The sequence below is a fragment of the Peteryoungia rhizophila genome, assembly GCF_004912145.1.
In the GTDB taxonomy this organism is placed as follows: domain Bacteria; phylum Pseudomonadota; class Alphaproteobacteria; order Rhizobiales; family Rhizobiaceae; genus Allorhizobium; species Allorhizobium rhizophilum.
In genome coordinates this window covers 390,281-404,388 of the sequence record NZ_STGT01000005.1, presented here as the reverse complement: position 1 = coordinate 404,388, position 14,108 = coordinate 390,281, and the positions used below count along the sequence as shown (strand labels likewise).

11 protein-coding genes are annotated in these 14,108 nt (G+C 60.0%); 6 read left to right on the top strand and 5 right to left on the bottom strand.

Features of this window, described 5'->3' with window-relative positions; genetic code table 11:
- Positions 1 to 7: 7 nt before the first annotated feature.
- Both E9677_RS20905 and leuS read right to left on the bottom strand, forming a co-directional pair.
- Positions 8 to 523, bottom strand: a complete 516-nt coding sequence (locus tag E9677_RS20905) for a hypothetical protein (RefSeq protein ID WP_136559984.1) — start codon at positions 521 to 523, stop codon at positions 8 to 10.
- Complete coding sequence (gene leuS / locus E9677_RS20900) at positions 513 to 3,134, bottom strand: leucine--tRNA ligase (RefSeq protein WP_136559983.1); 2,622 nt, start codon at positions 3,132 to 3,134, stop codon at positions 513 to 515. Before leuS ends, E9677_RS20905 begins: the two co-directional genes overlap by 11 nt.
- Positions 3,135 to 3,327: 193 nt before the next feature.
- On the opposite strand from leuS, the gene E9677_RS20895 reads away from it, so the two are divergent.
- Together E9677_RS20895 and E9677_RS20890 are read left to right on the top strand one after the other, a co-directional pair.
- Positions 3,328 to 3,987, top strand: coding sequence for a YggS family pyridoxal phosphate-dependent enzyme (locus E9677_RS20895; protein ID WP_136559982.1), 660 nt, complete (start codon positions 3,328 to 3,330; stop codon positions 3,985 to 3,987).
- Between the two features lie 110 nt (positions 3,988 to 4,097).
- The gene (locus E9677_RS20890; protein ID WP_136559981.1) at positions 4,098 to 6,035 is read left to right on the top strand and encodes a propionyl-CoA synthetase; all 1,938 of its coding nucleotides are present in this window, start codon (positions 4,098 to 4,100) and stop codon (positions 6,033 to 6,035) included.
- A gap of 68 nt (positions 6,036 to 6,103) precedes the next feature.
- On the opposite strand, the gene E9677_RS20885 is transcribed toward E9677_RS20890, so the two are convergent.
- Positions 6,104 to 6,805: a DUF1013 domain-containing protein gene (locus tag E9677_RS20885; protein ID WP_136559980.1), complete on the bottom strand. Its 702-nt coding sequence runs from the start codon at positions 6,803 to 6,805 to the stop codon at positions 6,104 to 6,106.
- Between the two features lie 233 nt (positions 6,806 to 7,038).
- Between E9677_RS20885 and acs the strand changes: the two genes are divergently transcribed.
- Positions 7,039 to 8,991 (top strand): acetate--CoA ligase, encoded by a 1,953-nt coding sequence (gene acs, locus E9677_RS20880; RefSeq protein WP_136559979.1) that lies wholly within the window; start codon positions 7,039 to 7,041, stop codon positions 8,989 to 8,991.
- A gap of 54 nt (positions 8,992 to 9,045) precedes the next feature.
- On the opposite strand, the gene E9677_RS20875 is transcribed toward acs, so the two are convergent.
- Together E9677_RS20875 and E9677_RS20870 are read right to left on the bottom strand one after the other, a co-directional pair.
- On the bottom strand, positions 9,046 to 9,408 hold the full coding sequence (locus E9677_RS20875; RefSeq protein WP_235883049.1) for a thermonuclease family protein: 363 nt from the start codon (positions 9,406 to 9,408) through the stop codon (positions 9,046 to 9,048).
- Positions 9,409 to 9,550: 142 nt separating this feature from the next.
- Positions 9,551 to 9,760: a DUF1674 domain-containing protein gene (locus E9677_RS20870; protein WP_136559977.1), complete on the bottom strand. Its 210-nt coding sequence runs from the start codon at positions 9,758 to 9,760 to the stop codon at positions 9,551 to 9,553.
- Positions 9,761 to 9,885: 125 nt separating this feature from the next.
- Between E9677_RS20870 and htpX the strand changes: the two genes are divergently transcribed.
- The 3 genes from htpX (at position 9,886) to E9677_RS20855 (ending at position 14,059) form a co-directional block, all read left to right on the top strand.
- Positions 9,886 to 10,848 (top strand): zinc metalloprotease HtpX, encoded by a 963-nt coding sequence (gene htpX, locus E9677_RS20865; protein ID WP_136559976.1) that lies wholly within the window; start codon positions 9,886 to 9,888, stop codon positions 10,846 to 10,848.
- Entirely contained in the window at positions 10,839 to 12,227 is a 1,389-nt protein-coding gene (locus tag E9677_RS20860; RefSeq protein ID WP_136559975.1) for an RsmB/NOP family class I SAM-dependent RNA methyltransferase, read from the top strand. The genes htpX and E9677_RS20860 overlap by 10 nt, the downstream gene beginning before the upstream one ends.
- A 155-nt stretch (positions 12,228 to 12,382) precedes the next feature.
- Positions 12,383 to 14,059: a heparinase II/III family protein gene (locus E9677_RS20855; RefSeq protein WP_136559974.1), complete on the top strand. Its 1,677-nt coding sequence runs from the start codon at positions 12,383 to 12,385 to the stop codon at positions 14,057 to 14,059.
- The last annotated feature ends 49 nt before the right edge of the window (positions 14,060 to 14,108 follow it).

Genomic DNA, 14,108 nt, shown 5'->3' with positions numbered 1-14,108 from the left:
GCCGCAGTCAGCGACCGAGAGCCATGGTGAGATCGGCATAAATGAGTTCGGCAAGTTCCCGAGCCGCGCGCGTCTCCGCGTCGCGCCTCGCACGAAGTTTGGCGAACTCCTGACGTGGGTAGTCAAACAGGGCTACCGTCTGACGTCGTCCGGTTCTTATAACGGTATCATCCGAGATACGCTTCAGGGTGTAGGTTCCAGTCGCAACTGCACGGCCTGCGTTGGGCGTATCCGCACCCGTCTCCAGGAGGACACCTGCAATCGAGCTCGCGACTGTCAAGTCGACTTGGTATTCCGGTGTCTTGGTTTCATCTCCGCCACTGGTGAGGAAGATCAGACGGTTGCGGGTCTCGAGCCCGACGCGGCTTCTGGCTTCGGAATAGGCTATCGCCGCCAGGGCGCCTCGCGTCTCACCATTCGCGTCCTGATAGAGAGGACGCGCCTGGCACCCTGCGAGGAGCAGAGCTGCACCGATCAGAAGCGAGCGCCGAAGCACTGTGGATGGCTTGAGTTCACAGGACAATATTCACGATCCTTAGCGGGACAACGATGATCTTCTTCGGGGCCTGACCATTGAGAACGGCCTTGACGGCGTCCAGAGCCAGCACGGCTTCTTGAACTGCATTCTGGTCTGCGTCGCGCGCGATTGTCAATTCGGCGCGCTTCTTGCCGTTGATCTGCACAGGCAGAACAATTTCATTTTCGGCGACCAGCGCTTCATCGAACTGCGGCCATGGAGCTTGGGCTACCAATCCCTCGTTTCCAAGGACGGCCCAGGCTTCTTCGGCCAGGTGGGGGGTCATGGGAGCGATAAGCTGTACGAGGATTTCGGCGGCATTGCGAACCGCTGCGACATAGGCGGCATTGCCCTGCCCTGCCGCAACATTCGTTAGAGGTGCGGCAAGCGCGTTGACCAGTTCATAGATGCGCGCGATCGCCTTGTTGAAGGCCAGCTTGTCCAGATCTCCCTGAACCGCCTTGAGCGTCTTATGCGCTATCTGCGAGACGGGGAGCCCGTCGCCCTCCTTAGCCGGATTCGCCGGAACCGAAGCGAGACGTTCCGCCGCTTCAGCAACCAGACGCCAGACGCGTTGTACGAAGCGGTGTGCGCCCTCGACACCCGACTCTGACCAAATCACATCGCGGTCCGGGGGCGAGTCCGAGAGCACGAAGAAGCGCGCGGTGTCGGCACCATAAGAATCGATGATGTCGTCTGGATCGACGACATTCTTCTTCGACTTCGACATCTTCTCGATCGAGCCGATTTTCGCTTCCTGGCCGCTTTTCAGCAGGTATGCACGGCGCGCTCCGTCGATTTCGTCGATCCGCAGATCTGCCGGCGCCACCCACTCGCGTTGAAGTCCTTCTCCGATGCTGTAGGTTTCGTGGACGACCATGCCCTGGGTGAACAGACCCTTGAAAGGCTCCTTCAGCCCCACATGCCCCGTCTCGCGCATGGCGCGCGTGAAGAAGCGGGAGTAGAGCAGATGCAGGATCGCATGCTCGATGCCACCGATATACTGGTCCACCGGCAGCCAATGGCTGGCAACCGCCGGATCCGTCGGGTTGTCTTCCCAAGGGGCCGTAAAGCGGGCGAAATACCAGCTGGAATCGACGAAGGTGTCCATCGTGTCCGTCTCGCGACGAGCATCCTTGCCGCAACAAGGGCAAGCGACATGACGCCAGGTGGCGTGACGGTCTAGCGGATTGCCCGGTTTGTCGAAGCTCACATCGTCAGGCAGCTTTACCGGCAGATCCTTCTTGGGAACTGGAACGACACCGCAATCATCGCAGTGGATGACCGGAATCGGGCAACCCCAGTAGCGCTGGCGGGAAATACCCCAGTCACGCAGGCGGAAGTTGACTTTGCGTTCGCCTTGCGGGGCGCCGTTCAGTTGCTGCGATGAAAGGCGGTTCGCCACTTCTTCGAAGGCTTCGGTGGTCGAGAGCCCGTCCAGGAAGCGCGAGTTGATCATCACGCCGTCATCGGTGAAGGCAGTCTCACCGATCGCGAAGCTCGCAGCATCGCTATCTTTGGGCATAACGACCGGTACGACCGGCAGGTCGTATTTGCGGGCGAAATCCAGATCGCGCTGGTCGCCGGAAGGGCAGCCGAAGATCGCGCCCGTGCCGTATTCCATCAGGACGAAGTTGGCGACATAAACCGGCAGTTCCCAGCTCGGGTCCAGCGGGTGCCTTACGCGGATGCCGGTATCGACGCCCTTTTTCTCGGCGGTTTCGAGCGCTGCCAGCGATGTGCCTGCGTTGCGGCATTCCTGACAGAAAGCTTCAACGGCTGTGTCACGGGCTGCAGCTTCTTTCGCCATCGGATGATCAGCGGCGATCGCCAGGAAGGAGGCGCCGAAGAGGGTGTCAGGACGGGTCGTGTAGACGGTCACGTCGCCGGCTTCGCTGCCGGATGCGACTTCCCAACGGACCAACATGCCCTCGGAACGACCAATCCAGTTTTTCTGCATCAGCCGGACCTTTTCCGGCCACTGGTCAAGCTCATCGAGCGAGTCCAGCAGGTCTTGGCTGAAATCGGTGATCTTGAAGAACCACTGGGTCAATTCGCGCTGTTCGACCAGCGCGGCCGAGCGCCAGCCCCGACCGTCAATGACCTGCTCGTTGGCGAGCACGGTCATGTCTTCCGGGTCCCAGTTGACCTTGGAATTCTTACGGTAGACGAGGCCCTTTTCCAGAAAGTCCAGGAAGAGGTGCTGCTGACGATGGTAATAGTCGACATCGCAAGTCGCGAATTCGCGCGACCAGTCGAGCGACAGGCCCATGGACTTCAGCTGGCCACGCATGGTGGCGATGTTTTCATAGGTCCAGGCTTTGGGATGAACCTTGTTCTTCATCGCCGCATTTTCGGCCGGCATGCCGAAGGCGTCCCAGCCCATCGGGTGAAGTACATTATAGCCGCGGGCACGCTTGTAGCGCGCCACGACGTCGCCCATTGCGTAGTTGCGGACGTGGCCCATGTGGATGCGTCCCGACGGATAGGGGAACATCTCGAGGACGTAGTATTTCTCGCGCGGATCAGCATTGTCGGTCTCGAAGACCTTGTCTTCGGACCATTTCGCCTGCCAACGGGGCTCGGCGTCGCGCGGATTGTAACGTTCGGTAGCCATGGGTCGCATTTCCGGGAATAGCATCAAAAAGAGAGGGCCGACCTTCATCATGAAACCGGCCAAGCGTCAAGTTTTTGAGGCATTCGGGCGGGCTTTCGGCGCCGGTCCTTGCCATGCCTGAATGCTGCGGCTAACCCCTTGCAGACAGATCTGATAACGCCAGATATCAGGCAGATGATCACGAGGGTAAAACATGTCGGTTGAAGAGCGGCTCCAAGACGTCCGGGACAAGATCGTAAAGGCAGCGTTGGAAGCCGGTCGTGAGCCGGATTCTGTCTCGCTGGTTGCCGTATCAAAGACTTTCGACGCAGAGCATATCCGGCCCACCATCAATGCGGGCCAGCGGGTTTTCGGAGAAAACCGGGTGCAAGAGGCACAGGGCAAATGGCCTTCTTTGAAAACGGAAGTGCCGGATATCGAGCTGCACCTCATCGGTCCGCTCCAATCCAATAAGGCCGAAGATGCAGTTGCTCTGTTCGATGTCATCGAGACTGTCGACCGGGAAAAAATTGCCCGTGCCCTCGCGGCAGAAGCAAAGCGACAGGAGCGGCTGGTTCGATTTTACATCCAGGTCAACACAGGGCTCGAGCCCCAGAAAGCAGGCATCGCCCCTGACGATCTAGGACCCTTCGTCGCGCTCTGCAGGGGCGAGCTGGCGACGCAAGTCGAGGGTTTGATGTGTATCCCGCCTGTCGACGAGAACCCGGGACCCCATTTTGCCCTACTTGCCAAACTGGCAGAAGAGAATGGCCTCCCTAAGCTGTCGATGGGCATGTCGGGTGATTTCGAGACTGCCATCGGCTTCGGCGCGACCAGCGTGCGCGTCGGATCTGCGATTTTTGGCGTACGTTAAATTGCGTTAGACCTTTGGCATAGCGCTTTGGTCTCTCTTCCCTCCTGTCTTCGTCGATCCTAAAATGACGGTAAAGGCGAAAGCCGATGCGTTGTCATGGGAGGATCGACATGCGCGAGAACTATCAGGACATCTATGATTCCTGGAGGGCGAAACCGGAAAGCTTCTGGGGCGCTGCTGCGGAACAGATCCACTGGTTCAAGGCACCAGATGCTGTCTTCGACGCTTCGCAAGGGAGCTATGGCCGTTGGTTCTCCGGCGGAGAAACGAACACCTGCTTCAACTGTCTTGACCGTCACATCGAAGCTGGCCGTGGCGCCGAGACGGCGGTCATCTACGACAGTCCGATGACCGGCCAGACCGCGCGCTACAGTTATGATCAGATGCTCGTCGAGGTGTCCGCGATCGCCGCGGTGCTGCAGAACCACGGCGTGGTCAAGGGTGATCGGGTTATCATCTACATGCCGATGATCCCGGAGGCCGTCTTCTCGATGCTCGCCTGCGCACGCATCGGTGCCGTGCATTCGGTGGTCTTTGGCGGGTTTGCCGCGCATGAGCTTGCCACACGCATCAACGATTCCGGCGCGAAGGTGGTGATCGGCGCGAGCTGCGGTCTGGAGCCTGGTCGTATCGTTCCCTACAAACCCCTGCTAGACCAGGCGATCGACATGGCGAAGGTCAAGCCGGACTTCTGCCTTGTCCTGCAACGTGACCAATATCATGCACCGTTGCGCTACGAGCATGGTGACGTCGATCTTGCCCTGGCGATGGAGCAGGAGAAGATCAACGGCACCACCGTCGAGTGCGTGCCGGTTGCGGCGACCGACCCGCTCTACATTCTCTATACATCAGGCACGACAGGAGAGCCCAAAGGGGTGGTGCGTGACAATGGTGGCCATATGGTCGCACTCAACTGGACCATGAAGAACGTTTATGGCGTCAAGCCGGGCGAAGTCTTCTGGGCCGCGTCGGATATCGGCTGGGTCGTCGGTCATTCCTACATCGTCTATGGGCCGCTGCTGGCGGGCAACGCCACCGTTGTGTTCGAAGGTAAGCCTGTCGGCACTCCCGACGCAGGTACATTCTGGCGCGTGGTCAGCGATCACGACGTGAAGGTACTATTCACCGCTCCGACGGCATTTCGTGCGATCCGCCGTGATGATCCGGAGGGTGAGCATGTCGACCGCTACGATCTTTCAGGACTGCGTGCACTGTTCCTTGCGGGAGAGCGCGCCGATCCCGAGACTTTGAAATGGGCGGAGCGCATCCTCAAGATCCCGGTCATCGACCACTGGTGGCAGACGGAGACGGGCTGGGCGATTGCCGCCAATCCCGCTGGAATCGGCCTTCTTCCGGTAAAACATGGATCGCCGGCGAAAGCGATGCCGGGTTATGCGCTCGAAGTCCTCGACGACGCGGGCCATCCGGTCGCACCGGGAACGCTCGGCAATATTGTTGCCAAGCTCCCTCTGCCCCCAGGATGCCTGGTTACCTTCTGGAATGCGGACGAGCGTTTCCGATCCTCGTGCCTGGAAGAGTTCCCCGGTTACTACAAGACGGCCGATGCTGGCATGATCGACGAAGACGGCTATGTTTTCGTCATGGCTCGGACCGACGATATCATCAATTGCGCAGGTCACCGCCTGTCGACGGGCGGCATGGAAGAAGTCTGTGCTATGCATTCCGATGTCGCGGAATGTGCAGTCATCGGGATCGCGGACGAGCTTAAGGGGCAGATCCCCTGCGGCTTCCTGGTGCTGAAAAAGAACGTGCACCGCGACCATGCGCTGATAGCCAAGGAGGTCGTCCAACTGGTGCGCGACGAGATCGGCCCGGTGGCTGCCTTCAAGATGGTGCTGATGGTGGACCGCTTGCCGAAGACCCGCTCTGGAAAGATCCTGCGAGGAACGATGCAGAAAATCGCGGATGGCCTCCCCTGGAAGATGCCGGCTACGATCGATGATCCCGCGATTCTGGACGAGATTACCGCCGTCCTGCAGGCGCATGGCCAGGTTCCCGGGACCGCAAAGACGACCGCGAGCGCCTGACCTGATCTCGAGGCAATAAAAAACCCCGGCTGCCAGAGGCTGCCGGGGTCAAAAGTAGGTGCGCTCGATCAGTACTGATCGTCTTCCTCGTCGTTCGGACGATCGGATTTCAGCGACTGCAGCTTGGCAAATACGGCGTTGGCATCGATTTCCTTCTCTTCCTCGCGCTCGTAGCTGAAACCGGCATTCTCGGTTTCGCTCGCAGACTGGAGGGTCGCGCCAAGTTCGGCAGCGGTCGGCAGCGGACGGCCCTTGGATGCCTTTTCGACTTCCAGGTCGAGGTCGATCTGGCTGCAGAGGCCGAGTGTGACAGGGTCCATCGGTGCCAGATTGGCAGAATTCCAGTGGGTGCGGTCGCGGATCTGCTCGATCGTCGACTTCGTCGTGCCGACGAGGCGGGAAATCTGCGCGTCTTTCAGTTCGGGATGGTTGCGGACCAGCCAGAGAATGGCATTCGGACGATCCTGACGCTTCGAGACCGGCGTGTAACGCGGACCGCGGCGCTTGGAATCGGGCACGCGAACCTTCGGCTCGGAGATCTTCAGCTTGTAGTTCACGTCCTTTTCAGCGCGTGCAATTTCGTCACGCGACAGCTGTCCGGTCGCGATCGGGTCGAGGCCCTTGATGCCCTGGGCTGCTTCGCCGTCTGCAATGGCCTTCACCTCGAGCGGGTGCAGCTTGCAGAACTGCGCGATCTGGTCGAATGACAGCGCGGTATTGTCGACGAGCCATACAGCGGTCGCCTTCGGCATGAGCAGTGTCTGGGCCATGGATACAATCCTTCTGAGGGTCCGCGCCGGTTGTCGCGGGCCGTGGGTTTAAACCACTATTTCCGGGAATTCGGCGTCCTTATAGCGATTATGTAACGAAATTGCAATTCGCGAAGTCGCGAATGACCTTTGTCTAATTGCTGGCCGTTTTTCAGCTGCTATGTATGTCGGCGATAGGCCGGGGAGGACGGTCCTGGTCGCCAGTAGTGGCCCGTCAACATGAGGAGGAATTCATGTCAGCCAAAACCTATCCGGTGCTGAAATCGGCAAAAGTCCGCGCTCTGATCGATGAAGACAAGTACCAGAAATGGTATCAGGAGAGCATCGAAGACCCTGAAAAGTTCTGGGGCAAGCATGGCAAGCGCATCGACTGGTTCAAGCCCTACACGAAGGTCAAGAACAGCTCCTTCAAGGGCAAGGTCCCGGTCAAATGGTTCGAGGATGGCCTGACGAACGTCTCCTACAACTGCATCGACCGCCACCTGAAGACGCATGGCGAACAGACCGCCATCATCTGGGAAGGTGACAATCCCTATATCGACAAGAAGATCACCTATAACGAGCTTTACGAGCATGTTTGCCGCATGGCGAACGTCCTGAAAAAGCACGGTGTCAAGAAGGGTGACCGGGTCACCATCTACATGCCGATGATCCCGGAAGCAGCCTATGCGATGCTTGCCTGTGCGCGCATCGGGGCCATTCACTCGGTCGTGTTCGGCGGCTTTTCGCCGGAAGCGCTGGCTGGTCGTATCGTCGACTGTGAGTCGACATTCGTCATCACCTGCGACGAGGGTGTGCGCGGTGGCAAGCCGGTGCCGCTCAAGGAAAACACCGACATCGCCATCGACATCGCCGCGAAGCAGTATGTCATCGTCAACAAGGTCCTGGTCGTGCGCCGCACCGGCGGCAAGATCGGCTGGGCTCCGGGCCGCGACATCTGGCATCACCAGGAAGTGCATACGGTCAAGGCAGAATGCCCGCCGGTGAAGATGAAGGCGGAGGATCCGCTGTTCATTCTCTATACGTCAGGTTCGACCGGCAAGCCCAAGGGTGTCATGCACACGACCGGCGGGTATCTGGTCTATGCCTCGATGACGCATGAATATGTCTTCGACTATCACGATGGTGACGTCTACTGGTGCACAGCCGATGTCGGCTGGGTTACCGGCCACTCCTACATCGTCTACGGGCCGCTTTCGAACTGTGCCACGACGCTGATGTTCGAAGGCATTCCGACCTTCCCCGACCAGGGACGGTTCTGGGAAGTCATCGAGAAACACAAGGTCAACATCTTCTACACCGCACCGACGGCCATCCGCTCGCTGATGGGCGCCGGCGACGAGTTTGTGAAGCGTTCGGACCGTTCGTCGCTTCGCCTTCTCGGCTCTGTCGGCGAGCCGATCAATCCTGAAGCCTGGGAATGGTATTACAATGTCGTCGGGGAGCAGAAGTCGCCCGTCGTCGATACCTGGTGGCAGACGGAGACCGGCGGCATCATGATCACGCCGCTGCCTGGTGCCACGGCGCTGAAACCTGGTTCGGCAACAGTGCCGTTCTTTGGGATCAAGCCCGAGCTCGTCGATAATGAAGGCAATGTGCTGGAGGGTGCCACCGACGGCAATCTCTGCATCACCGACAGCTGGCCAGGGCAGGCGCGGTCGGTCTATGGCGATCACGATCGCTACGTTCAGACCTACTTCTCGACCTACAAGGGCAAGTATTTCACCGGCGACGGCTGCCGCCGCGACGAGGATGGATACTATTGGATTACCGGCCGCGTCGATGACGTCCTCAACGTGTCGGGTCACCGCCTTGGTACTGCGGAAGTCGAATCGGCGCTGGTGTCGCACCATCTGGTGTCGGAAGCTGCCGTCGTCGGTTACCCGCACGCCATCAAGGGTCAGGGCATCTACTGCTACGTCACGCTGATGTCCGGTCACGAGGGCAATGATGCGCTGCGCGCAGACCTGGTGAAACACGTCCGCACGGAAATCGGGCCGATCGCGACGCCGGACAAGATCCAGTTCTCGCCGGGTCTGCCGAAGACCCGTTCGGGCAAGATCATGCGCCGCATCCTGCGCAAGATCGCCGAGGACGATTTCGGCGCGCTTGGGGATACTTCAACGCTGGCCGATCCGGCCGTGGTCGACGATCTGATCGCCAATCGGCAGAACAAGCTCGCTTGATCGCTGTTACCCGGAAATAAAAAGGGGCTCCGATTGGGAGCCCCTTTTTCATGTTCAGCCATCCGGGCAGGGGCGCCTGCTTTTGGTTCTGCCCTGATAAGGTTCCGCCAGACCAATTTTTAGAAGCTGTTCTGCAGGACGTGTCCCATCTTCAAGCGTCAAATCGGCGACCACGCGGCCGAAATACTTGTCGCCCGAGATCGCGGTGAGCAGGACCATTTGCTGGCCATCCATCAATCCTGTTAGTTCGCTCTTTGCTCGCAGAGCCGCCTCGCGAAAAGCCGGGCATTTCGACTTGAGCTCGGGGGCGTCGATGCCTCGAAGACGAACATAAGTGCTGACCTTGTGATCGGGCCAAGGCATGGCTTCCACAAGCACGGTGTCACCGTCCACCACCTTCACCACCTGCGCCTTCACAGGGCCACCGATCTCCTCGCTAGCAGCGCTCCCCGGTGTGGCTACACCGAGGATGAGGAATACGGTCACAGCAGAGAGGGCTCTTCGGAACATAATAGGAACATATTCCGATGTGCAGCCCAAATCAATGGGGAATTATTCCTCAGAAATCGATTGCGCGGCCCTTGATCTCCCAGTCACCGAAGCGCGCAGGATCCGCACCGCCGCGGCCTCCGATCTCCGGTGGCATCTCCGGGGCTGCCTCCTTGCGGCGACGCTCATCCGCTTCCGCAAGGGCTCGTTTTGCGGCAGGGCTCAGTTCACGCGGCTGTTCCTCCACCACGCTGGGATCGGCTTCACGATCTTCTGACATCATATCGTCCTTTGCTGAGACGGCATTTCATGCGCAAACATTGAAATTGGGGTCACCGCTTTTTAAATCAACAGGCGAAAACGGCAATAGAATTGCCGGTAGCGCTGCTTTTAGAGGACCACGACATGAATACCATGCGGACTGCCATGCTGCTCGCCTTCATGACTGCCCTCTTCATGGGCGTCGGCTTCCTGATCGGCGGAAGGGGCGGCATGATGATCGCCTTCGTCGTGGCGGCGGGCATGAACTTCTTCTCCTACTGGAACTCCGACAAGATGGTGCTCCGTGCCTATCGGGCACAGGAGGTCGACGAGCGGACGGCGCCCGAATTCTACGTCATGGTGAGAGATCTTGCGCAGAATGCCGGCCTGCCGATGCCGAAGGTCTATGTGTTCGACAATCCCCAGCCGAACGCCTTCGCGACGGGCCGCAACCCGCAGAATGCGGCCGTCGCGGCATCGACCGGGCTGTTGCAGCGGCTGACGCCGGAAGAGGTGGCAGGGGTCATGGCCCATGAACTTGCGCATATCGAGAACCGAGATACGCTCACAATGACGATTACGGCAACGCTTGCCGGCGCGATCTCGATGCTGTCGAACTTTGCCTTCTTGTTTTCCAGCGGCCGCGACGATCGCAACAATCCCTTCGGTTTCATCGGGGTCATCGTCGCCATGATCGTGGCGCCGCTCGCTGCCATGCTCGTTCAGATGGCGATCAGCCGCACGCGCGAATACGCAGCCGACCGGCGCGGAGCCGAGATCTGCGGTCAGCCGCGCTGGCTTGCGTCCGCGCTGCAGAAGATCGCAGGAGACGCATCGCAGATCGAGAACAGGGATGCCGAGCGCAATCCTGCGACAGCCCACATGTTCATCATAAATCCCCTGAACGGCCAGCGGATGGACAATCTGTTCTCCACCCATCCGAATACCCGTAACCGCATCGAGGCGCTGCTTGCCATGACCGATATCCGCTCGGGGGGATCGACGCCGCCGGACGCCCCTGTTAAGGCAACGCGCACGGCGCGTTCCGTTCCGACCTCCGGTTGGGGGCGCGGCAAAGCCGAACCACCCAAGGGACCATGGTCTTGAGCGACACATCGACGGGCAAACCGAAAAACAAGCAGGCCGGAAACAGAAATCCCCGAGAAAGTTTCTCTCGGCAGTCCATGAAGCCGGGGTTGGAGGCGCGCATCGCCGCGACCCGCATTCTGGCGGCCGTGATCGATCGCAAGACCTCACTCGACGGAATGCTTGATCCGGAGCATGGCAATCCGGCATTTCTGCCGCTGAACGATGCCGATCGCGGCCTCGTCAAGGCGATCCTGCAGAGTGCGTTGAGACATCTGCCGCGGATCGATGCCATCATAGGACAGCTCCTGGACAATCCGCTGCCGGAAGGCGCCCGATCGCTTCACCACCTGCTGGTCGTGGCCGCCGCACAGATGCTCTATCTCGACGTCCCGGACCATTCTGCTGTGGACCTCGCCGTCGAGCAGGCCGGTGGTGACCCACGCAGCCGTCGCTTCGCCAAGCTGGTGAATGCCATACTTCGGCGGATCGGGCGGGAGAAGTCCGCTCTGCTCGCCTCTGTGGAGGACCTTCCCTGCATGCCAGAATGGTTCATGCAGCGACTGACGGACGTGTACGGAGAGGAGCATGCGCTCGCCATCGCTGCCTCGCAGCTCGAGCCACCCACGATCGACCTCACCGTCAAAAGCGATGCGATCGGCTGGGCGGAGCGGCTCGGTGGGCAGATCATGCCGAGCGGCAGCATCCGGCTCGACCGTTTCCGAGGATCGATCCCTTCGCTCGAAGGATTCGATGAAGGCGCCTGGTGGGTTCAGGATGCGGCCGCTGCCCTTCCTGCACAGTTGTTCGGGGACCTCTCCGGAAAGCGCGTCGCGGATCTCTGTGCAGCGCCGGGCGGCAAAACGGCACAGCTGGTGATGGCGGGGGGCAATGTTCTCGCCGTTGAACAGTCCAAGTCGCGGCTGAAGCGGCTCGAGGGCAATCTCGCGCGGCTCGCCCTGTCAGCCGAAATTCGTTGCGTCAACCTCTTGGCCATGGATGCTGCGGAGAGTTTCGACGCCATCTTGCTGGATGCACCCTGCTCCTCCACGGGGACGACGCGTCGTCACCCGGATGTGCTCTGGACCAAGGACCTCAGCGACATCACGAAACTCGCTTCCGTGCAGGAAGGTTTGCTCCGGCATGCCCTCACGCTGCTGAAGCCGGGCGGACGGCTGGTCTTTTCGAACTGTTCTATCGATCCGACCGAGGGTGAGGATGTGGTTTCTCGCGTTCTCGCCGATGATGCTGGCTTGCAGTTGGTGCCGATCGATCCGGCCGACTGGCCGGGTCTCGAAATGGCCATCACGCCGAAGGGCGAGTTTCGCACAACGCCGGCCATGTTGCCGGACCTCGGTGGCCTTGACGGTTTCTACGCAGCGGTCATTGCTAAAACTTAACTAATATCTGAATAAACCTGTTGGGAAGTTTGTTGTCCCCGCCGTCCCTGCTCTGCAGGCGCGGCGTATGTCGCTATGAAACGGGATTGCACGTCTGGCTTCAGGCGTCAGATGTGAAACCGCCGGATCATTTCGATCCTACGACAGGATGCAGAATGCGATTTGCCGATCGCCGCAAGTTGGTCACACTGCACGTCGCCGAAGGGTGGCGCCGACTGCGGCTGGCGGCTGCGGTTTCAAGGCCTACGAGCCTGTCTTCCGGCAGCTTCCGAGTCACACGTGTCATCGTCGCACCTACCGATCTCAGGGCGGTAGATCCCTTTGTGGCCGAAGAGATCTTTAGCGGGCGTTTTCCGCTGGCCGGCCGGGTGCTCGACACCGATGGCCAGTCGCCCTTTACGCTCGAACTGCCGTCACTGCAGTTTGCCCGGCGCCTGCATGGCTTCGGCTGGCTGCGCCATATGCGGGCGAACAAAACATCCGATACCTGCGCTCATGCGCGATCGATCGTTGACCAATGGATCTCTGTCCATGGTGGACGCGCAGCCGGCGTTGCCTGGGAGCCGGATGTCGTATCTCGTCGCATCATCAGCTGGCTCTCGCATTCACCGGTCGTCCTGCACGATGCCGAAGCCGGTTTCTATCGCCGCTTCACCGCCTCCCTCAGTCAGCAGGTTCGCTATCTGCAACGTCGTGTCGGTTCACTGCCCGAGGGATTACCACGGCTGAAAGCGCGGATCGCCGTCGCCATGGCTTCGATTGCCGCAGAAGCGCGTCCGGCAGCCGTGCGTCGTGCAGGACGGTTGCTGGATCGCGAGTTGGAGCGACAGGTATTACCTGATGGCAGCCATTATTCGCGCAATCCGCAATCCTCCGTAGATCTGCTTTTCGACCTCCTCCCGCTGCGCCAGAGCTATATCAACCTCGGCCACGATGTTCCGCCGAAACTCATCCCGGTCATCGATCGGATTTATCCGGCGGTGCGGTTCTTCCGGCACAGCAGCGGTGACCTTGCTCTCTTCAATGGCGCCAGTTCCTCGCTGGCGACCGATCTGATGAGTGTGTTGCGCTATGACGAAACTGCCGGGCAACCGTTCAAGGCTCTGCCACATGGCGGCTATCATCGGCTGGCCGGTGGGGAAACGATCATACTCGTGGATACAGGGACCGCGCTCTCTGCGCGCCTTTCGGCGACGGCACATGCGGGCTGCCTGTCGTTCGAACTTTCCTCCGGACGAAACCGTTTCATCATCAACAGCGGGTCACCGCGTTTTGCCGGTGAGCGTCTTCGGCAGCTGGCCCGAACGACAGCGGCACACAGCACGCTTTGTATCGGGGACGTCTCCTCGGCGCGGATTGCGAAAACGTCGCAACTCGGTCCGATCATGCTCTCGGGACCGAGCCGGATTGCCGTCGACCGGCAGACTGGACCTGACGGAAGCGACCGCTTGTCGGCGCGCCATGACGGATATGTGGAGCGCTTCGGTGTCGTGCACGAAAGGGAAATCCGCGTCAACGAGCAGGGCACCAAGATCGCGGGAAGGGATAGGCTCCTACTGCCCGACGGCCTTCCTGCCGTCAACTTGCCGGACGCGGAAGTCATCGCACGCTTCCATATCCATCCATCGATCACCCTCGAACGATCCGACGAACGGAAGGTCCGGCTCGTTGCACCGGATGGAGAAAGCTGGACGTTTTCCATTCCCGTGGGCCACCTAGCCATCACCGAGGACGTCTTCTTTGCGGACGTTTCCGGCATCCGCCAGTCGCAGCAACTCGAGATCCTCTTCGAAGGCCCGGAAATTCGCTGGTTTCTGGCCCATCACGCCTGAACCCGGTGATCTTGCGGTTTCATCGGGCATGAAGCTGTGCTAGGCGGCG